The organism is Limnohabitans rimovensis (SeqCode) (genome assembly GCF_965234775.1).
Taxonomy (GTDB): Bacteria; Pseudomonadota; Gammaproteobacteria; order Burkholderiales; family Burkholderiaceae_C; genus Limnohabitans; species Limnohabitans rimovensis.
This window is the reverse complement of record NZ_OZ248562.1, coordinates 1636342-1657434: the sequence shown is the minus strand read 5'-3', so window position 1 is coordinate 1657434 and position 21093 is coordinate 1636342. Positions and strand designations below refer to the sequence as shown.

The window sequence follows — 21093 nt, the reverse complement described above, 5'->3', positions numbered from 1 at the left end:
GGCGGGCATCATTCGACCAGCAGTTGTCGCCCGTCGTACAAATTGGCTTGCATGGGCACCACATAGCGGTGCGATTGGGTCAGCACCTGCATCAAGCCCGGTGTGCGGTTGAAGCGGATGGCATTCTCACAGCCCTGAAACGCCACCTGTAACTCGCAAATACAGTCCACCTCTTTTTGGCTGGACATGTGGCCGATGAAAAAGTTTTCGGTTTGCGCCAACAAGTCGGGGTTGATGGTGGTGGGCGATTGGGTGGCGTAGGCAATGCCAATGTGAAACTTCGCCCCTTCTTTGGCAAAGCGCGAATACACGTTGGTCATCAGCGACCCCTGGATCGGAAAAATGTCGTGGGCCTCTTCAAAATAAATTTGGATGTAGCGCCCCGCCAAGCTGTTCAGGTTGAACTTGTGCTCTTGCTCGGCAAAAATGGCCATGCACATTTTTTGCGCAAAGTAGCGCACCACCCGGTCGGGGGCATTGCTCAGGTCAACGATCACCGTGCGCCCCTCGTCCAGCGCGGACAAGATGTGCTGCGTGAAGTCCTCTGCTATTGGGCTGTGATAGGGCAAGCAACTGCGCAACTGGTAAGGCCCTTGACCACCCTCGGCGCACAAAAAGCGCATCAAAATGTTCTCTTCGTTGTCAAACACCGGGCGGCCTTGCACCGTCAAATGCGGGTCGTTGGCATAGGTGAGGCGAAAACGCGCCAGCGTGTTCATTTCGAACATCAGGCTGGCCATGGTGTTGGGCACCGCCGGGGCCGGGTGGTTGTGAATGGCCTGGTAGGCCGCTTGGCGCAAGCCCATCGAAAAACCTGGGTTGTAGGGTGTCGCAAAGCCCAGGCTGTCCAACCAGGACTTGAGGTGCTCGGGGTGGTAGGCAAAGCCCGCCGCGTCCAGCGCCGCCCACAGCAGCATCACCTTGCGCAGGTGTTTGAGTCGGGTGACTTCTGACTCATGGGGCACCGGTGACAGGTCGGCCATGCGGCAGGTCAAAACGCCGCGCACCGATTCCGATTCAGCGACCACTGGGGGCAGCAACTCCCGCATCACGTCCAGGGTCTGTGCGGGCGTTTGAAAAAAATTAAAGCGCAGCAAACGACCATCGGCATTGCCTTGGCGCTCAGTCAAAAAATACGCGATGCAGCGCCCTCGGTTGTGCGAGGCCAAGGTGATTTCGCCTTCGGGCGGGTTGGTGTTGGAGTATTCGCCACTCACATCGAACAGCAACTGCCCCACGTTTTGGGTGGTGGCGGTGTAGTCCAACATGCCTTGCGCGATGAGCTTGACCACATTCGATTTGCCCAAACGGGTTTTGCCCAGCATGGCCGTGCGTTTGGTCACCATGTCTTTCATGTTGATGCGGGTGTAAATGGCCTGCTTGCCCCAATCGCTTTGCTCGTTGTAGCGCAGACGGCCAAAGTCCATCAGCCCTTGGGGCGGCAGCGTGCCATTCACCAAGCCTTGCAAGACCTTGGGCGACGGTGCGTACACCCGAAATGCCGAGGCGGGTTTGTGCAAACTGATTTGGCTGGTGAAGCCCCAGGGTGCCTCGGGGTTGGGGGCTTGGTTGAAGCTGACCAAAATGGCGCAACGCAGCACATGGGTGTGGCCGTTGGGCAGTGGTGGGTGCGCCACCTCCCAGTCTTCCACCCGCACCACCACCAACTGCTGCACCAGCATGTTCACCGCTTGGCTGGCGTCTGAAGGCGGTTGGCTGGCCTCGGTGGCCAGCAACACCAAAAACTCGTTTTGTGAAATCGGGTGTTGGGCCAAAGCCTCTTCATGGATGTCCAGCCACACCTGGCGAAACTGCAAGTGATAACCCACGCCCATCAAAGGCATTTTTTCCAAATCGGCCGCTGAAAACCGCAAACCTTCATGCACCGGCGCAGCGCGCAAATGTGCCAAGGTGGTGATGGGGGTGGACATGGAGAGTTTCAGCCCTGTGGCTCAGTCATCGCGAGGGGCAAAGCGACGTGGCGATCGGGTGGATGTGCGATTCATTTAGTAGCCTCACTGGGTTTGAAGTTGTTTTGCAGCGCAAAGATGTCTTGCACGCCTTTGAACGTCGTGCCAGAACTGGCGCTGTTGTCATGGCGCAGCAAAGGGTTGTCAAGAAAGAACTTGTTGCCCAAAGCGAACAACTGACCATCGGTTTGCATGGCGTCGTCGTAAGACATCAAGGCCTTTGCCCCCAAGGTTTCACGCATCAAAGAAAGCCGCTCACCGCGTCGCATGCCAAAGTAGTTTGGGTTTTCTGCAAAGGGCTGGGTGTTGAACACCAAGCTGCGCAACTCGGGGGTGGTGCAGGTGTTGGTGGCGCTCACCGGTTTGCTGTTGCACATCGCTTGGATCAGCGAGGCATAGGTCAGCGGTGCCAAGGGGTAGTCGGTTTTGGCGGGGTCGAACGAACCGGCGTAGCTTTGGTACACCAGCCCCAAGCCGGGCCACACAAAGCTGGCATCAAAGGTCTTGCTCAGATAACCGCTGGCGATCAGCTCTGACACCAAGGGCTGCAGGCCATTGCTCACCACGGTGGTGGCGGTGGTGAGGCTACAGGCGCTGAAGTTCACATTGGGTTTGGGCTGGTTGGCTGCGTACACCACGGCGCTACAAGTGGCGGGCAGCGCTTTGATGCTGGAATAGTTGTCGCTCATAAATTTACCAAGCGCCGTGCTGACTTGCTGAAAGCGTTGGGCTTGCAAGCTGGCCAAACTGATGTCGGTCTCGATGCGCTGGTCGCGGTAGTAGCCAATGCTCAGTACCCCAAACAGCACGATGCCGATGAGCAGCTCTAAAAGAGTGAAGCCGGTGACAGTAAGTTTTTTCATGGCCGGTGAGTTATTGCAATGGAACCCATCGGCAATAAGTAAGTAGTGGTAAATGGGAATAAGTGTCTATGGTTCTGATGGGGGATTGATTTTTAAACCATGACGAGGCAGCGCAGAGATTGTTCAAGAAGAGATCCGGACCAGTCAATATGCGCGGCGCCATGTCCATAGGCAGAGTTTCGTCATTTGCCAAAAAGTATATGGCCCATGTTTCAACATCCGGTTGCCAACAGTAAGGGCCAACTTTTGAGCCTCCCGTGGGACTTGTTTCACAGTGCGTCCAAGGGGATGGCGTTTTGCTTGGTTCACAGTTGTTTGGGCTTTTTACATTCGAGGGTAAAGCAGCGGTATTGGGGTTTGCGACACACTTTAAAGGTTGGTACTTCATGGTCGGTATAAAGACGTTGATGTCGAAGCATGTGGGACCGAAACTGTCTTTTGTGCTGGCTCTAACGATGCGCGATATTGAACTACTGGCAAGCGCGACGATGTTCAAGTCTGTTGAAATATCGCAAGCGCTGTATGGCGCTTTCCAAACAATGTCTGTTGGTGAGGGCGTCGGCGGTGGCGTCGGTGTGGATGAAGTTTGTATGGGCATGTAAGTCGCTTGCAATGCCAACACCCCTTCAAAGCCAACGCCTGAGTCACTGCCACTGATGAACTTCAGCAAGTTGGGCAGTTGGTTTTTGTTGCCATCGCTGTACATCAAGCCATCTTTTTGCAACGCCCAGTCGTAAGAGACAAAGGCATTGGCGCCCAGCGTGGTGCGGGCTTGCATCAGCCGGTCTAAGCGTGAGAAGTTGACAAAGCTGTTGTTGGTATTGGCGGCAAACGGTTGGGCGTTGTAGACCAAGCTGTGCAGCACGGGTTTGTCACACACGGTGTCGGTGCTGGGTGCGACGCCGTTACACCATGGTTGAATTTGCACACGGTACTCGGGTGCTGCATAGCTGGAGCCAGCTTTAACGCCAGAGGCGGCGTACATGGTCAGTTGCGTGGGCCACAAAAAGCTGTTGCTGAAATTGGCGTCCAAGTAACCGGTGTTTTTAAGTTCGGTCAAGGTGGGTTGCAGGCCGTTGGCAACCGGGCTAGAAGCGGAGCCAGACAGAAACAGCGCGTTTATGCCGCAGCCTGTGGGTGCGGTGGCAGCGGTGGCTTCGGTAGCTTCGGTGAAGAGCTGCGGGGCTGAGCAGGTTTTGGGCTTGGGGATGGCTTTGAGCTGGTCGTAGTTGTTGGCCATGTACTTGGCCACCGCGTCGCTCACCATTTGGTAATAGCCCGCTTGGCTTTGCGCTTGGTTGATGGCGCTTTGGCGTGACTGGTTGTACAAATAGCCCAAGGTGATGCCAGCGGCGATCATGGCGGCCAGCATCAGTTCCAACAGGCCGAAGCCGGCGTCATCGCGGGAAGCGTTGCGATGTGGCGATCTGGATTGCTTCGCTTCGCTCGCAATGACGGAGGGGCTCGTAATGACAGAAGTGTTCGCAATGACAGGTAAGGATTTCATTTGATGATTCCTTGAGTGGGGTTGCAGATGCCTGGCTGCAAAGACATGGTGGTGGACATGGGCAGGCGTATTGAGCGCGTTACAACCTGGACCTTGTTGGCGCGGACTGCAACTGGACAACGCACTTTTTGGTGGGTGGCAGGGGCCTCACGGTTTTGGTGAGCTTGATCGTCAAGCGCTTGCCGGAATCGAAAACACTGAATGGCGCCCCCAACATAGGGACAGCTGTGCAATTGTTGCCAACTGAACAGAGAGAATATTTGAAGTTATTGTTGCGGGTCAGGTTGATGGTGACCACATCATCTGTTCCTGGAATCGAAAATGGCTTTGTTTTAATGATGGTCAGGGTGAGGTCCATTCGCAAGGAAGTACAGTTAATAAGATGAACCGGCATGGCTTTCCCCCTGACGGTGGACCCGGTGGTTCCCTCAACATTCCATGTGGCCTCCTTACCTCCGCCTATAGATAAGCATCCTTTTTCGTTGTTGTCTCTTGCGCTGAAGCGCACGTCAACGAAAATTTGCAATCCGGAATCGTGATTGCTGTCACTTATTAGTGTTGTCACAACAGGATTGTCTTTGCTATCTAAACAATAGGTGCGCGGATCAACAGCGCAATTGATGTTGTACAAAAATCGAATATTGACTGCGAATGGTGTTTCAGTTGGGCTGTCTCTTTCCCAATTCCAGTAATAAGGGGCTCCCCAATCAGTGGCGTAACCTGCCCAGGTGGTTCCAAAATTTCTGGAAAAATAAGCAAGCCACTCTCCACCACTGGCCAAGGCCCCAGGTGGGCAACCCGTCCACACCACAGACGCCTTGTGTGAGGTGATGACTTCTTGGATGGGTGTGGCATCCACGGTGTAGCTTCTGGCAGGTGCCGATTCGGTCTTGACGGTGCGGGTGGTGCAAGTATCCGCATGGCCCGTGCTGCTGAGCAAGAACCAGAGCACAAGGGCCAACAACACTGCCAAGTGGTGTCGCCATGGCTTTTGTATCAGGGCGGTTTTCATGGCGACACTCAATTGGCTGAGCACCGCACATCGGCTGCGTTTTGCACGGCCATGATGCCAGTGATGCCCTTGTTGTTGAACTTGCCGCTGGTGTCGGTGCTGTCGAAATAAACAATCGGGTTGGTCTGCGATGTTTGCTTGCCCACCCCGTACAGCTTGCCGTTGCCCTCGGTGTCAAGCGCCGTTTCCAAGGACATGAAGCCGTTGCTGCCCATGGTGTTGATGGAGGTGCCCAACATCTCGTTGCGACTGAGCTTGAAAAAGCTGCCAAGATCCGTCGGCGCAAAAGGCTGGGAGTTGAACGTCAGGCTTTTGAGTTGCATGGTGTTTGCGCAAGTCGCGGTGGCAGGCCCTGAGAGCCGGCTGCCGTCGCACCACAACTGGATGCGGTTGACAAACCGGCTGGGTTCGGTGTTGGAGCCGGTCAAGCAATCGGTGGTGCAAGTGCCTGAGGCTTTAGGCCCGTTGACCGTGCTGAGGGTGGGCCACATAAAGCGGTCTTCAAAACTGCTGTCCAGCATGGTGAGTTTTTTCAATTCGGTCACGGTGGGCTGCAAAGCATTGGTGGGGCTTTTCACGCCACTGGCGGCACCCGTGGTGAATTTGCAGTTGGTTGTGCTGGCGATGGCCGATGGCACACCACCTGCCGTCAAGCGCACTTGGGCGCAATCGGGCGGTATGACCTTCAGGTCCTCATAGAAGTTCAGCATGTATTTGCCCACCGCATCGTTGACGGTGAGGTAATAGCCTGCTTGTACCTTGGCGTTGCTGAGTTGGTTGTCCTGGGATTGGTTGTACAAGTAGCCAATGGTCATCATCGTCCCAAGTGCGATGACGAGCGAGATTTCCAGCAAGCTAAAGCCAGATTGCTTCGGGGCTTTGCCCCTCGCAATGACAGAGCTGCTTTCAAAGGCGGAGGGGTTCGCAATGACGTTAGGTTGTTTCATTTGAGTATCACTCCTTGGGTGGGGTTGCGGATGCCTGATTGCAATGACATGGTGGTCGAGAAAAACGCGAGCATCATGGTGGCCAGCAGCACACCGCACACCACCATCAGCGCGTTATTGAGTTGCTTGGCGCGTTTTTCGATGCGCAAAATCATCCGGTCGATGGAGCCCACGCCGATGTGGATGAAGGCCTCAATGGGGTTGCTGCGCTCAGAGGCGTCTTGGATGCGGTCTTCCATCTCTTGGTCAAACAAGCCGGTGGAAAAGGCTTGGCCAAAGGTGCCGTTGTTGGGCTTGGACAGGTTGATCAAAATTTGCCGGATGTGCCACTTGCCCCAGGGCGAGCTGTGCTTGTAGGTGCGCTCCAGCGACGAGCGCAGCGAGATGCCCGAACGCATGAGGGACGCCAAAGAAATCATCATCATCGAGCTGGCAAAGTCGCGGTACAGGTTGAGCGGCAGCCATTTGTCCAGTTGCTTGCGCACCGGCCCTGTCCAGCGCGGCAGGCTGTAGATCAAGCCCGCAAAAAAAGCCACGGCCAGCAGACCCACATAAATGCCGTAATGGGTGATGAACTGCGACACCGCATACAAAGCTTGGCCCAGCGGTGGCCAGTTGCTCGCGGGTGAGAGCTGCGTCAAGATGGGCACGGCGTTCACCGAAAAACCGGTCAACAAAGCCGCAAACATCAACAACAAAACGACCGGGTAGGTGACGGCCTTGCGCATGGTCACCGCCATGGCATCGGTTTTGTGCACGGTTTCAGACAAAAACATCAGCCCATCGGCCATGGTGGCGTCGCCAGCGGCTTGGGTGGCGTCGATCATGGTCAGCTCGGTGGTGGACGCAATGCCGCGCAGCGCCTCTGACAACGAGCCGCCCTCCAGCCCTTTGAGCATTTGCAGGTACATGGGGGCACTCAACGGTGTGCGTTGTTGTGCCCGCGACTCCAGCTTGCGAATCGTTGTGAACAAGGGCACGCGGTCTTTCAAGGTGGACGCCAGGTCGTAATAAAAGTCGGCGCGGCGCTCGTGCAAATCGCGCTTGGCAAACCACACGGGGATGGACATCACCAACTGTTTCATGCCGCACCCCGCATGACCGCCAGTTGGCGTGTGCGTGCAATGACAGCGGGAGAGCCAAAGGTGCGCTCGAAGTGATAAGGGTCGATGCGTCCTTGCGACATGTCAAACAAGGCGTGGCCCCAGGCTTCTTTGCCCAGCATGTCCTCTTGGTCAAACGCGGCTTGGCGCAAGCCCAACCAGTGGCTGCGGGCGGCAAAGTCGTTGCCTTGGTGCAGCAAGCCCAGCAAGGTGTTGTCCAAGGGCAGCACCTCGGCGCACACCTTCACACCTTTGACGCCTGAATGGTCGTGGTTGGCCGCCTCTATCCCTGGCACTTGGCAGCGTGGGCAACCCATGTCGCTGGCGCAGCGAAGCTGGGCCACATCCAAGCCAAAGTATTTTTCGTATTCCACCAAGGTCGGCACCGGCAAGGCAGAAATGGCGGGCACCTTGCAATGCTCGCAGTTGAGCGGCATGAGCACTTGGTAAACCAGCAGCGACAAAAACTCGGCGTTGCACACGTCTTCGCGCAACAAGCCAATGTGTTGCGAAGTCAGCCGAGACACAATCCCCAGCGCCGAGGTGGCGTGCACGGTGGTCAACAGCTTGTGACCGGTTTGGATGGCGGCATGCGCCATTTGCCCCGAGATGCGGTCGCGGATTTCGCCAAACATGCCCACGTCCGGGTCCATGCGCAAAAACGCCATCATGGCCGACTCAAAAGGGTTGTGGGTGCTGCCCTTGGCTTGGCGCTGGATGGAGAAGTGCGACACCCCCGGCACGATGTATTCCACCGGGTCTTCAATCGAGATGATCTTGCGCTGCCCTTGAGAGGCCAGCATGGACAACAACGCCGACAGCGTGGTGGTTTTGCCAGACCCGGTGATACCGGCGATGAACACGCCACCCCACGCCGATTGGGTGGTTTCACGCAACTGCTCGATTTGCCATGCGGTGTAGCCCAGCTTGTCGATTTGTGGCAACTCGGCATGGCTGACTTTGCCGGTGCGCAAGATGCGGATGGTCACATCAAAGCCGCCCACGCTGGGGTGGCTTTGGTAGCGCAGTTGCAGTTTTTGGCCATTGACTTCCATGGGGATCATGGCCGACTGGGGCAGGCCCGCATTGAAAGCCACCTCCGAGCTAGAGCCCTCTTGCGACAACACGGTGTAGCCCGCTGCAATGCCGCTGATCACCATGCGCGAGGGCAGGTGCTTGACCAAGCGCATCAAGCCGTCCAAGCGCACCCGCAACAGGGTGACATCGCCGCGCACTTCGAAATGAATGTCACTGCTGCCCAGTTGCAAGCAATGCGCCACGATGCCATTGAGCCAGCCCAAGGGGGCTGAGTCTTGGATGATTTTGGCGATGGTTTCGCGCTCGTGTTCTTGGGCTTTGTGAGCTTTCAGGGCATCTTTTTCGTGCACATGCTCTTGCAACACGGTTTGCAAAATATCGGGCGCGCAGGTGTAAGCCCCGGCAAAGCCCATCTTCAAGCGTTTGCCTTGCTCAATCAGGTTGAACCAGCCCGTGCTGCGGTATTCGCTGGGCAGGCACAGCACGATGAAGCGGCTGTTGTCGGTGCCCAGCGCCATCATGCTGGCCAGCTGGCCCTTGGGGATGGTGAGCACCGGTTTGACCCCATGCGAGAGCACGCTGTTGAAGGCGGGGATCTGCATGAAATCGTCGATGTGGTTGCGCTTGACCATCACCGGCTCGCTGCTGAGCTGGCTGTTGGGGTTGTGCAGGCTGGGGCCGCTCATGGCTTGGTCGGGTTGTCGTTGTCGGGCAGGGGTGGCAAGCCAATCAGGTTGTTGGGCAGTGGCCCACCCGTGGCCAGCGGCGCCGGCGCTTGCGGCAGGCCTGGCAGGTAATGCGACAGCGGCATGCCCGTGCTGGGGGGCACCAAAAACATCGGCTCGCGGGATGTGCCGGCCTTGGTATCGCGGGCCACCAGCCACAAGCCCTGAGCGCTGTACCGATCCACCGTCCAGCGGCCAAACTGGCGCTCGCCTTCGTGCAAGCGCAGCACGTGCATGGTGCCGTTGTCCAGCACCTCGGCCACCAACTGATGGTTGGCACCACTGAGCGTCCACAGCATGGGTGGCTCGAGCTTGCGCGCGGGCTGGCGGGGCTTGGCGGGGCTTGGCGTTTGGGGACCTTTGCCTTGCTCGCGTTTGGCCTGGGCGATCAGCTCGCCCAGGGTTTTGCTGGGCGCGGTTGGCGCGGGCGTTGCGGCGCACACCACCCAACCCCAACCCCAGGCCAAAGCCAGGCACATGGCGCGCGCGGCTTCAAGGCGTGTCCGGCCGTGCATAGTAGTCTCCAGTCAGCGCGTAGACCGGGCCCAGGGAGGTTTTCAGTTCGTTCACCGTGGCATGGGGGGGCAGCACCAAGTCAGCCGCCAATGACAGCGGCAACTCGGCCGACCAAGCGCCTTTGTGCATGGCTTGCTTGATCACCAGGCCTTCGGCTGGCGCATTCCACACCGGCGCTTTTTCCACTTGCAAGCTGCGCCCACCCAGCAAGCCCAGGTCTTGCAGCCATGAAGACTGGTTGCGAAATGCCGCTGCCAGCGCTGGCAAGTCAGCCGCCTTGGCATATGCGCGTGGCCCGGCCTGCACCGGGGTGGCATGGCTGGTTTGGATGCGTTGGGTGAGGGCGTCTTTGGTCACCGGCAAGTGCTGCGCTTGGCGGGTGCGCACCGGCAGTTGTGCATGAAAGTCGGCCACGCTGCCGTACTGGCGCTGCCAATCGGCCAGACATTGCTCGCCTTGGCAAACCACTTGGGTCAGCACCCAACCTTGGTGCGCCAGGGGCAGTTGCGAAATCAGTTGTATCCAGGCTTGGTACAAGGCCTGGCTTTGCAGGTGCAGGGTGCTCAGGCGTTGGCCGACGCTTTGGTTGTAGGCGGGGTTGGGGTCGGGTGGCGGGGGCGGGGGCAAGTTGGACAGCATCTGAGCGCGATCGCGGATTTGCCATTGGTACACCCCCGCCATGCCGGCCACCGCCAAGGCCAGCAGGCCAATCGCCACTGCAAAACTGCGCAGGCTGGGAATTTTTTTCAGCCGCGAGTCGGTGCTGGGCATGTCAAACACCGTGTTGGCGCTGAGTTGCTCCTCGTTGGCCAGGAGGCCCAAGTCGCCCACGCGGCGGATGGCCGAGCCTTCGTGGATGGCCTCAAACTCTTCAATCAGCGATTGCGCCTGGGCCATGTCGCCAATGAAGTCAAAGCCGGGCACCGGGCTGCGATCGTTCAAGGCCACCACGGCCACGCGCTGTTGGGTCATGCCAAACACAAACAACTCCAGGCCGCCTTGGCTCCACTGGTGGGCCAAGTGCAGGGCAGCAGAGTGCATGGGCTTGCGCGCTTGTGCAATGGCGCTGCAGGTGCCTACAAAGCTTTGCAAACCGCTGGACGCATACCACTGCATGCCCTCGCGGCGCAGTTGGGCCAAAGTGCTGCGCACCAGTTTTTCGGCCGGTTGCAGCGGGCGCCACTCCATGCCCAGCACAAAGTGGTGCTGGTCAAACTTCACCCATAAAGCGCTTTGGTTCATGGCGTCACTGGTCGATCAAACGGGGGGTGATGAGCACCACCGTGGTGGTGCGCTCGTTGCTGCCTTTGCGCGAGCCCGGCAACCTTTGCACCAAGGGGTCGACTTGTTCGCTGTTCAAGGCCTCGGCGTCAAAACCGCTGAGCACGATGGTCTCGCCCCCTCGCGCCACCAAGCGTTGCAACACCCCAAAGTTGGCGATGCTGGGCTGTTGGATGGTTTGCAAGCTCGCACCGCTGCCCGAGTTGAATGAAGTCAAGGACTTGAGCGAGCTGAGCGACAAGCCGCACTCGATCAGCACATGGTTGGAGTCGAGCAAGATGGGCAGCAAGGTCAGCGAAAACCCCGTGGTGATCTCACCCGGGGTCAGGGTGGCGCCACCATAGGTGGTGCCAGTGCTGCCCACGGTGTTGATGATGGTCGGGGTGACCGACTTCAAATAGCTTTGCGTGGTTTGGCTGCCCACCGGAACGGGTTGGCGGTTGACGGTGGTGACCACGGTGGAATAGGCCGAGCTGACGCGGCCAAACTTTTCCAGCGCCTGAAACAACAACTGGTTGGTGCTGCCCGATTTATTGGTCAACACCAGTCCGATGTTGGTGGCTGCATCCGCGCTGGCAACGGGCGTGGGCCCATTGATTTGCAATTGGCCCAGGCGCATGGACTGCGACACATAGCTCCAGTCAATGCCCGACTGGAACTCGCTTTTCAGGTTGACCTGCAACACCTCGACCGTCATGGCCACTTGGCGCATCAGGGTTTGGTTCAGGCCTTGGATGTATTTTTCAATCGCCTCCACATTGCGAAAGGCGTCGCGCACCGTCACCGTGCCGGTGTTGGGGTCGATCACCAGCCTGCCGCTGACCGACACCATGTTGGCCAGGTTTCTTTCAATGCCCGTCCAAATGTTGATGTCGCTGGAACTCGACGATGACGCCGTGCCTCCACCGGTGGATGTCAGGCTCAAAGCAGACGACAACTTCAAGCCACCAGGCAGTGTTTTGACCGCGATGTTGCGGGTGACCACCCGGTAAAACAAAATCCGTCCCGCTTCATAGGACCAACGCAAATCGGCGCGCAGCGCCACCTGATTCAGCAGGCCCGCCAGGCTGCCCGAATAGTTGATTTCGATGTCGTTGAGTCTGGTCGGGTCGGTCTCGGGGTTCAGGCGGGTGCCACCGGCGCGCTGAGCGCTGTCCAAAATTTGCTTGTCGCTCAGCACCGGTAACCCCGTCGCGCCAGCGGCCACCACCGGCGCCGCCACCGGTGTGGCGAAGCTCATGCCGATGGGCACAAACTGGCTGGCGGGCATGGTGGCGTCGCTGGACACATTGACCGGGATGTCGGTGGCGCGTTCAATCAGCGTGGCAATGGTTTTGACGCTGTGGCGACCGGGCAGGCGCAGCGTCACCGAGGCGATGTGGCTGGGCAGCATTTCGCTGCGGTCAATCGGGATGGACTGGGTGGTGAAGCGCGCCCGCTGGGTGGTGACCACAGCGGGTGTGGGCCCCGGGTAGCTGCGCAACAAGGCGTTGGCTTGCTCGGTGCGCTGGGCCATGTCGCCATGCCCGCTGCTGATTTGTTTTTCGAAGCGCGACAAGCTGCAACCACTGAGCAAGAGTGCCATTCCCAGTCCCAGGTACGCCAGCCCAGGGCGCGAACCAACAGGCAAAGCATTCAATGGGTTCATGGTTGGTCAACTGTCATTGCGTTGTTGATGGCGCACGATGCTCATCACGCGGGTGGCTTCGTTCATCACCGCCTGCAAGGGGTGGTCGGTGTTGCTCAGGGCATTCATCACCAATTGCACGGCGGCGCTGAAGCTGCCCTCGATGCTGATTTGCGCCTGGATGGGAAAGTCGCGCTCGGCCTCCCACATCAGTTGCCATTGGGCCGCCTGTGCCCAGCGGCTGAGGCTGTGATAAAGGGTTTTGTCTTGCGTTTGCAAGGTCCACACCGCGTCGGGTTCGGGGCTGGGCAGGCGCACCGGGTTGGCGCTGCCTGAGGGGTTGGGCAAGGTGGGTTTGGGCGGCTTGGCCCATTCCACGGTGATTTCAAATGCAGACGCCGCCCCTGGGGGGGTGGGCGTTGGCGCGCCAGCGCTGATGCTGGGCGTTTTGCTGGGGGCGTTGGGGGCTGGGGTGGGCTCTGCGGCCACGGTTTTGTCTTGCGGGGTGATCAAATACAGGCCTTGGGTGGCCACCATGCGCCAACCCCGTTGGTGCAGGGCTTGTTGAAACAGGTCCCAAGCTTGGGCCGGTGGCACAGCTTGGGCGCTTTGCAAAGTCAGCTGGCCTTGCACCCGGGTGTCCACCACCACCTGGCGGCCTGTGACGGCCCCCAGGCTGCGGGCCACACTGGCAATGTCGGTGTTGATAAATTGCAGCCACACCCCATCACTGCCAGCCACCGCCCCCCAACCCGCATTGGGCGGGGCTGAAGGGGGCGTGTGGTTGCCAACTGTGGGGCGTGGCTGGGTCGCGTTGCCGTGGATGGCGGCGCGCACAGCCGCCGGGCTTTGCAGCCCCGCCGCTGTGGTGGTGCGCAGCGGCAAGACCTCGACCCAAGCCTTGGGCGCGGTTTGCGCCCAGGCCACACCGCCACCAGCCACCAGCAGGGCTGACCAAACCAGCGCTTTCTGAATGGAAACGCGGGGCATGGGGTCAGGGCTTCAATGCAAATTGCAAGCTAATCAGATTGGCTTTAGTGCATTCGTTGCCAACTGTGGATAAATTTGGAGTACCTCCTGAAGACTTGACTGATACGGAGGATGCGGTAATACCAGATCCGCTGGTGGGAGCTGGCGTCACGGTGTTGATGAAAACTTGATCAGCCAAAGTTGATAAACTTGTTATCAAGTCTGGACACGAAGCCTTGGGAATATTGGTTAACGTGTAAATTGCTCCAGTGTTTGCAGTAATGCCATGAGTTGTCGCGTCAGCGTTTGTCGACACGATTTCAGATCCACCGAAAGCATTTGCGACTACTTGACTCGGTTGAGTTCCTGTGACCCTTGTGCCAGTGAACAAACCCAAACCAACCCCTGCATTTGTATTCAGGCTCGGGGTACTTGCAGTTGAAGAAACAAAAGCTTGTAATTTCGCCAATGTTCTCCCAGAGTCTTCAATTTGGGAGTTGGCTTTGCTGCTGACAAGTAAAGAATTGACCCCTGCCAAGCCGGCAACAATCAAAATCCCGATGATGGTCAGGGCAATGCTCAGTTCGACGATGGTGTAACCGCCTTGGGTGTTGGATTGAGGGGATGCGGGGATGGTTTGCATGGATCACTCCTTTGGGTTGATAAAATTGAAAATCAACAAATTAGTGAAAACCAATTAATTAATTAATTGAAAATGTACACCAAAAAGTTTGATATTTCATGCATTTAGAACGCTTTGTTGTTATAAAAAAACAATTTGTAACCTCGTGATTGAGATAAATAGCGCTTTGATCAGAATTGATGGGTCCTGATTGACGTTTACGTCAACGTCAACTAAAGTCGCCGCTTTGACTTTGACGGCCTGATATGTCGGTTCTCACCTCTGCCTTGTCCCCCCGCGCTGCTGACTTTGTGGCCAATGCCCAGACCATGCAGGCGGCGGTGGCCGATTTGCGTGTGCAGTTGCAGGCCAGCGCCTTGGGTGGTGGCGAGGCGGCGCGGGCCAAGCAGCTGGCGCGGGGCAAGCTGCCGCCGCGTGAGCGGGTGGCTTTGTTGCTCGACCCTGGTACGCCTTTTCTGGAGTTATCGCCCCTGGCCGCACTGGCCATGTACCCAGACCGCGACGGCAGCGACAGCGCACCCTGCGCTGGCCTGATCGCCGGCATTGGCCGCGTGAGTGGTGTGGACTGCATGGTGGTGTGCAACGACGCCACGGTGAAGGGCGGCACCTATTACCCGATGACGGTGAAAAAACACCTGCGTGCCCAAGAGGTGGCCCAGCAAAACCAATTGCCCTGTATTTATTTGGTGGACTCGGGCGGCGCCAACCTGCCCAACCAAGACGATGTGTTCCCCGACAAAGAGCACTTTGGCCGCATCTTCTTCAACCAAGCCAATATGAGCGCCCAAGGCATTGCGCAAATCGCGGTGGTCATGGGCAGTTGCACCGCGGGCGGCGCGTATGTGCCGGCCATGAGCGACGAGACCATCATCGTGAAAAACCAAGGCACCATTTTCTTGGGCGGCCCGCCCTTGGTGAAGGCCGCCATTGGCGAAATCGTCAGCGCCGAAGACTTAGGGGGAGGCGATGTGCACACCCGCCTGTCGGGCGTGGCCGACCACTTGGCAGACAACGACGCCCATGCCATCGCGCTGGCGCGAGAAGCGGTGGCGCGGTTGAACCACCGCAAAGAGGTGCAACTGGCCGTGCGTGAAGCCCGTGCTCCCTTGTACGACCCGCAAGAGTTGTATGGCGTGATTCCCACCGACACCAAAAAGCCCTATGACGTGCGCGAAATCATCGCCCGCATCGTCGATGGCTCGGAGATGCATGAGTTCAAGCCGCGTTTTGGTGCCACCTTGGTCTGCGGTTTTGCCCATGTGGAAGGCATGCCGGTGGGCATCATCGCCAACAACGGCGTGCTGTTTTCCGAGTCGGCACAAAAGGGGGCGCACTTCATCGAGCTGTGTTGCCAGCGCAAAATTCCGCTGGTGTTTTTGCAAAACATCACCGGCTTCATGGTGGGGCGCAAGTATGAAAACGAGGGCATTGCCCGCCACGGCGCCAAGATGGTCACGGCTGTGGCCACCGCCTGTGTTCCGAAGTTCACCTTCATCATTGGCGGCAGCTACGGCGCGGGCAACTACGGCATGTGTGGCCGCGCTTTCAACCCACGGTTTTTGTGGATGTGGCCCAACGCCCGCATTTGCGTCATGGGCGGCGAGCAAGCCGCCAGCGTGCTGGCCACGGTGCGCCGCGACGGCATCGAGGCCAAAGGCGGCAGCTGGAGCGCCGATGAAGAGGCCAAGTTCAAGCAGCCGCTGCTGGACCAATTCGCCCACCAATCCCACCCCTATTACGCCAGTGCCCGCCTGTGGGACGACGGCGTGATCGACCCCGCCGACACCCGCCGTGTGCTGGCGCTGGGCTTGTCTGCAGCACTGAATGCGCCAATTCCCGAGACACGCTTTGGCGTGTTTCGCATGTAATTTTTTGAACCTTTGAGCAAACCATGAACCACATCTACCACCTCCCCGAACACCAAACCCTGCGCGACCAAATGCAGCGCTTTCTTGAGCGTGAGGTCGAGCCTTTCGGCATGGAATGGGAAAAGGCCGGCAAAGTGCCGCGTGAAGTGTTGCGCAAAATGGGCGAAGCTGGCTTTTTTGGCCTGATGTACAGCAGCGAATACGGCGGCGCCGAGGCCGATGCGTTGACCAACCTGGTGTTTGCCGAAGCGCTGTCGCAGTCCACGTTTGCCGGCTTCATCGTGAGCGTGTTGGTGCACACCGACATGGCCAGCCCGCATTTGCACCATGCGGGCACCGCCGCGCAAAAAGCCAAGTACATGCCCAGCATCATTGCTGGTGACACCATCAGTGCCGTCGCCATGACCGAGCCCGGTGCGGGTTCTGACCTGTCTGGCATGAAAAGCACCGCCAAGCGCGACGGCGACGGCTGGGTGCTCAACGGCACCAAGATGTTCATCACCAACGGCGTGCATGCCAATGTGTATTTCGTTGCCGCCAAAACCGGCCCTGGCAAACACCAAATGTCGATGTTCATTGTGGAAAAGGGCACGCCCGGTTTCAGCGTGGGCCGTTCTTTAGACAAAACCGGCTGGCTGTGTTCAGACACGGCCGAGTTGGTGCTCGACAACGTGCGTTTGGGCCCCGAGGCCTTGCTGGGCGAGCAAGACAAAGGCTTTTACGCGCTGATGCGCAACTTGCAAACCGAGCGCATCGCTTTGGCGGCCATGGCGGTGGGCCACTGCCAACGCGCCATTGAGCTGACCTTGGATTATGTGCGCCAACGCCAAGCCTTTGGCAAAGCGCTGTGGGACATGCAGCACATTCGCCAGCGCATCGCCATGCTCGACGCCAAAACCCGCGCAGCGCGGCAACTGATGTACCACTGCGCCTGGTCGGTCACGCAAGAGCACGACATCGTGCAAGAGGTGTCCATGCTCAAAGCCCTGACGGGCGATTTGGTCAACGAAGTGGTGGGCGGCTGCCTGCAGTTTTGGGGCGGCATGGGCTATATGCGTGAAGCGCCCATCGAGCGCCTGTGGCGCGACGCCCGGGTGCTCGCCATCGGTGGCGGCGCCACCGAGGTGATGTTGGAAGAAGTGGCCAAGCGCTACTGATCCCGCCCCTGTGCTGGCGGCCCTGTGTGGCTGCCAGACTTTTTCGCAACCACTGAAACAAGCCATTCATGAGCACCACCTGCATCGAAGTCCGTCACCCCAGCCCTGAGCGCACCGAGGTGTGGCTGAACCGGCCAGAGGTGCGCAATGCGTTCAACGACGCCATGATTGCCGAATTGACCCAGGCTTTTGCCGACATTGCGCGCGATACCCAGGTGCGGGTGGTGCTGCTAACCGGGCACGGCAAAGCGTTTTGTGCGGGCGCCGACCTCAACTGGATGCGCGCCATGGCCGATTACAGCTGGGACCAAAACCGCGCCGATGCCCAAGGCCTGGCCGACATGTTGTGGACGCTGGACCAATGCCCGGTGCCCATCGTCGGCCGCTTGCAGGGCGATTGCTATGCCGGTGGCATGGGTTTGGCGTCGGTGTGCGATGTGCGCTTGGCCAGCGCGTCCATGCAGTTTTGTTTGTCCGAAGCGCGCCTGGGTTTGATGCCGGCCACCATCAGCCCGTATGTGGTGCGGGCCATGGGCGCGTCGGCGGCGCGCCGCTACTTTGTCACCGCCGAGCGTTTCACGGCGACCCAGGCCCAAGCCATGGGCCTGGTGCACGAGGTGTGCGCGCCCGATGCGCTCGACGCCAGCGTGGAAGCCATGCTCGAGACAGTGGTGCAAAACGGCCCTGCCGCCGTGCGCCTGTGCAAGCAGTTGGTGCGCGATGTGGAAAGCCGCCCCATTGACGCCGACCTGCGCGCCGAAACCGCCCGCCGCATTGCCGACATCCGCGCCAGCGACGAGGGCAAAGAGGGTTTGCAATCGTTTTTGAACAAACGCCCGCCCAATTGGTTGATCCCCAGGGCATGACCCTGTTTCACCCAAACGACACCGCCGCCACAGCCGAGGAAGAGCCCATGTTTGCCAAAATTTTGATCGCCAACCGGGGTGAAATTGCCTGCCGTGTGGCCGCCACAGCGCGCCGCCTGGGTGTGGCCACGGTGGCGGTGTACTCCGACGCCGATGCCCATGCCGCCCATGTGCAGGCCTGCGACCAAGCGCTGCACATTGGTGGGGCCGAAGCCAAAGACAGTTACTTGCAATGGCAGCGCATCATCGACGCCGCGCGCCAAACCGGCGCTCAGGCCATCCACCCGGGCTATGGATTTTTGAGCGAGAACGCCGACTTCGCCCAGGCCTGCGCAGATGCGGGCTTGGTCTTCATTGGCCCGCCGCCCGCCGCCATTCGTGCCATGGGGTTGAAGGCCGCGTCCAAGCAGTTGATGGGCCAAGCCGGTGTGCCCCTGGTGCCCGGCTACCACGGGGTTGACCAAGACCCCGCTTTACTGGCCCGCGAGGCCGAAAAAATCGGTTACCCGGTGTTGATCAAGGCCAGCGCAGGCGGTGGCGGCAAGGGCATGCGCGTGGTGCGCAGCGCCGATGCCTTTGCCAGTGCCTTGGCCTCGTGCCAGCGCGAGGCGCAAAACAGTTTTGGCGATGCAGCGGTGCTGATTGAAAAGTATGTGCAGCGCCCGCGCCACATCGAGATGCAGGTGTTTGCCGACAGCCAGGGGCATTGCATCCATTTGTTCGAGCGCGATTGCTCGGTGCAGCGCCGTCACCAAAAGGTGTTGGAAGAAGCCCCCGCGCCGGGCATGACCTCAGAGCTGCGCCAACGCATGGGCCAAGCGGCGGTGGCCGCCGCCCAAGCCGTGGGCTATGTGGGGGCGGGCACGGTGGAGTTCATCGTTGAGCAAAGCGAGCGCGGCATGGACTTCTTCTTCATGGAGATGAACACCCGCTTGCAAGTGGAACACCCGGTCACCGAGGCCATCACCGGCCTGGACTTGGTCGAGTGGCAGTTGCGCGTGGCCTGTGGCGAGCCCTTGCCCATGTCGCAGGACCAGGTGCACATCCAAGGCCATGCCATCGAAGCGCGCATTTGCGCCGAAAACCCCGAGCGCGACTTTTTGCCCGCCACCGGCCCCTTGGCGGTGTACCGCACGCCGCCCGCGCAACTGTTCACCCCAGGGGCGGTGCGCATCGACAGCGGTGTGCGCGAGGGCGACACCATCAGCCCGTTTTACGACCCGATGATTGCCAAGCTCATCGTGCATGCGCCCACGCGCGCGGCCGCGCTGGCCCAACTCGACAGGGCTTTGGCGCAGTTGCACATCGTGGGCTTGAGCCACAACGTGGGGTTTTTGCGCCAAGTGGTGCGCAGCCCATCCTTTGCCAACGCGGTGCTTGACACCGCTTTGATCGAGCGCGAAAGCGCCGTTTTGTTTGGTCAAACGCCGGTGCCCGCTCAGGTGTGTGCGGCTTTTGCCCTGGCCCAACATGTCCATGCCTTGGCCCTGGCGGAGCAGCCCCAGGCCCATGCTTGGGTCGACCCCTGGGGCCGCCGCGATGCCTGGGCGCCCCATGGTGTGCGCCGCTGGCAAGCCCAAGGCGAGTGGCAGGGCCAAACCATGCAGGTCAGCAGCCTGGGCATGCCCGGCCAGGAGACGCAGTTGCGCGTTCAAGGCGAGGGTGTGGACTGGCAAGGCGCTTGGCGTTGGCAAGCCAGCGATGCCGGCCTCACCGTGTGGCTGGCCGGGCAACGCTGGACAGCCCAGGTGCACACCCATGGCGGCGTGATGCATGTGTTCACCCCCGAGGGCGCAGCCGCGTGGCGCTGGATCGACCCGCTGGCGCACCAAGCCGATGCCTCTGCCACCCAAGGCAATTTGAACGCGCCCATGCCGGGCAAGGTGCTTTCGTTTGCGGTGCAGGTCGGCCAGGTGGTGAGCGCGGGCCAGGCCTTGGCGGTGCTCGAAGCCATGAAGATGGAGCACACCATCGCCGCGCCCATCGACGGCACGGTGGCCGAGTTGCTGTACGCGCCGGGCGATCAGGTCAACGAAGGTGCGCCTTTGTTGCGCTTGGAAAGCACCGCCGCATGAAGATTCACGTCTACCTCACCCACACCCAGCCCGCGCCGTGGGTCGATGGCCTGCAAGCGGCCTTGCCCGAACACACCGTGGCTTTGTGGTCGCCCGGCGCGGGCCCAGCCGATGCCGCCGTGGTGTGGGCCCCGTCTCAAGACTTTTTGGATGCGCAACCGGGCCTGAAGGTGATCTTCAACACCGGTGCCGGGGTGGACGCCTTGTTGCCCTTGCGCTGGCCGGCGCAGTCGGTGTTGGTGCGGCTGGAAGACGCGGGCATGTCGGTGCAAATGGCCGAATACGTGCTGCATGCCCTGGTGCGCCACTTTCGCGAATTCGACGCCTATGACAAAGCCCAACCCGAAGCACGTTGGGCGTTTCGCAAACCGCGCCAGCGCAGCGACTTTCCGGTCGGTGTGATGGGCCTGGGCGTGCTGGGCGAGCGGGTGGCACGGGCGCTGCAAGGGTTTGAGTTTCCGGTCAATGGCTGGAGCCGCAGCCCCAAAAGTTTGCCTGGTGTGCGCTGCTTCAGCGGAGACGCGCAATGGGGCGAGTTTTTGGCGGCCTCCAAGGTGTTGGTGAATTTGCTGCCGCTCACCCCCCAAACCGAAAACATTTTGAACCGCGCCAACCTGTCGCAATTGCAAGCCGGTGGCTATGTGATCAATGTGGCACGGGGCGGCCATGTGGTGGATGCCGATTTGATCGACTTGCTCGACAGCGGCCACTTGGCCGGGGCCACCCTGGATGTGTTTCGCCAAGAGCCCTTGCCCCCAGAGCACCCGTTTTGGCGCCACCCCCAAATCACCGTCACGCCACACACCTCGGCGCGCACCTTGCGCGACGAGACCATTGCGCAAATCGCCCACAAGGTGCGCTTGTGGGCCAGCGGTACGCCACCGGCTCAACTGCCCGGCGCCATCGACCGCCAGCGGGGTTATTGA

Annotated in this window: 17 protein-coding genes; 5 read left to right on the top strand and 12 right to left on the bottom strand. The window is 59.6% G+C overall.

The genetic code is table 11. The features are described from left to right. Positions 1-8: 8 nt before the first annotated feature. The 12 genes from AC8GFZ_RS08015 to AC8GFZ_RS07960 all read right to left on the bottom strand — a co-directional run bounded on the left by AC8GFZ_RS08015 (position 9) and on the right by AC8GFZ_RS07960 (position 14201). Complete coding sequence (locus AC8GFZ_RS08015) at positions 9-1931, bottom strand: helicase HerA domain-containing protein (RefSeq protein WP_506644092.1); 1923 nt, start codon at positions 1929-1931, stop codon at positions 9-11. A 71-nt stretch (positions 1932-2002) separates the two neighbouring features. After that, positions 2003-2833: a prepilin-type N-terminal cleavage/methylation domain-containing protein gene (locus AC8GFZ_RS08010; protein ID WP_506644090.1), complete on the bottom strand. Its 831-nt coding sequence runs from the start codon at positions 2831-2833 to the stop codon at positions 2003-2005. Positions 2834-2843: 10 nt separating this feature from the next. Next, a complete protein-coding gene (locus AC8GFZ_RS08005; RefSeq protein WP_506644088.1) occupies positions 2844-4073 on the bottom strand; it encodes a hypothetical protein in 1230 nt (409 codons plus the stop codon). Positions 4074-4419: 346 nt separating this feature from the next. Continuing rightward, a complete protein-coding gene (locus AC8GFZ_RS08000; protein WP_506644086.1) occupies positions 4420-5352 on the bottom strand; it encodes a hypothetical protein in 933 nt (310 codons plus the stop codon). An 8-nt stretch (positions 5353-5360) separates the two neighbouring features. Beyond that, entirely contained in the window at positions 5361-6167 is an 807-nt protein-coding gene (locus AC8GFZ_RS07995; protein WP_506644084.1) for a hypothetical protein, read from the bottom strand. A 128-nt stretch (positions 6168-6295) separates the two neighbouring features. Further along, the gene (locus tag AC8GFZ_RS07990; protein ID WP_506644083.1) at positions 6296-7384 is read right to left on the bottom strand and encodes a type II secretion system F family protein; all 1089 of its coding nucleotides are present in this window, start codon (positions 7382-7384) and stop codon (positions 6296-6298) included. Continuing rightward, the gene (locus AC8GFZ_RS07985; RefSeq protein WP_506644081.1) at positions 7381-9126 is read right to left on the bottom strand and encodes a GspE/PulE family protein; all 1746 of its coding nucleotides are present in this window, start codon (positions 9124-9126) and stop codon (positions 7381-7383) included. The genes AC8GFZ_RS07990 and AC8GFZ_RS07985 overlap by 4 nt, the downstream gene beginning before the upstream one ends. Next, complete coding sequence (locus tag AC8GFZ_RS07980) at positions 9123-9680, bottom strand: hypothetical protein (RefSeq protein ID WP_506644079.1); 558 nt, start codon at positions 9678-9680, stop codon at positions 9123-9125. Before AC8GFZ_RS07980 ends, AC8GFZ_RS07985 begins: the two co-directional genes overlap by 4 nt. After that, on the bottom strand, positions 9658-10923 hold the full coding sequence (locus AC8GFZ_RS07975) for a type IV pilus inner membrane component PilO (RefSeq protein WP_506644077.1): 1266 nt from the start codon (positions 10921-10923) through the stop codon (positions 9658-9660). Before AC8GFZ_RS07975 ends, AC8GFZ_RS07980 begins: the two co-directional genes overlap by 23 nt. A 4-nt stretch (positions 10924-10927) precedes the next feature. Beyond that, entirely contained in the window at positions 10928-12610 is a 1683-nt protein-coding gene (locus tag AC8GFZ_RS07970) for a secretin GspD/PilQ domain-containing protein (protein WP_506644075.1), read from the bottom strand. A gap of 6 nt (positions 12611-12616) precedes the next feature. Further along, a complete protein-coding gene (locus AC8GFZ_RS07965; protein ID WP_506644073.1) occupies positions 12617-13579 on the bottom strand; it encodes a TcpQ domain-containing protein in 963 nt (320 codons plus the stop codon). A 4-nt stretch (positions 13580-13583) separates the two neighbouring features. Continuing rightward, entirely contained in the window at positions 13584-14201 is a 618-nt protein-coding gene (locus AC8GFZ_RS07960; RefSeq protein ID WP_506644071.1) for a type II secretion system protein, read from the bottom strand. A gap of 245 nt (positions 14202-14446) precedes the next feature. Between AC8GFZ_RS07960 and AC8GFZ_RS07955 the strand changes: the two genes are divergently transcribed. The 5 genes from AC8GFZ_RS07955 (at position 14447) to AC8GFZ_RS07935 (ending at position 21093) form a co-directional block, all read left to right on the top strand. Further along, positions 14447-16069, top strand: a complete 1623-nt coding sequence (locus AC8GFZ_RS07955) for a carboxyl transferase domain-containing protein (RefSeq protein WP_506644069.1) — start codon at positions 14447-14449, stop codon at positions 16067-16069. Positions 16070-16092: 23 nt separating this feature from the next. Next, the gene (locus AC8GFZ_RS07950; RefSeq protein WP_506644067.1) at positions 16093-17226 is read left to right on the top strand and encodes an acyl-CoA dehydrogenase family protein; all 1134 of its coding nucleotides are present in this window, start codon (positions 16093-16095) and stop codon (positions 17224-17226) included. A gap of 68 nt (positions 17227-17294) precedes the next feature. After that, positions 17295-18092, top strand: a complete 798-nt coding sequence (locus AC8GFZ_RS07945; protein ID WP_506644065.1) for an enoyl-CoA hydratase/isomerase family protein — start codon at positions 17295-17297, stop codon at positions 18090-18092. A gap of 47 nt (positions 18093-18139) precedes the next feature. Continuing rightward, the gene (locus tag AC8GFZ_RS07940) at positions 18140-20167 is read left to right on the top strand and encodes an acetyl/propionyl/methylcrotonyl-CoA carboxylase subunit alpha (RefSeq protein ID WP_506644266.1); all 2028 of its coding nucleotides are present in this window, start codon (positions 18140-18142) and stop codon (positions 20165-20167) included. Further along, the gene (locus AC8GFZ_RS07935; protein ID WP_506644064.1) at positions 20164-21093 is read left to right on the top strand and encodes a 2-hydroxyacid dehydrogenase; all 930 of its coding nucleotides are present in this window, start codon (positions 20164-20166) and stop codon (positions 21091-21093) included. The genes AC8GFZ_RS07940 and AC8GFZ_RS07935 overlap by 4 nt, the downstream gene beginning before the upstream one ends.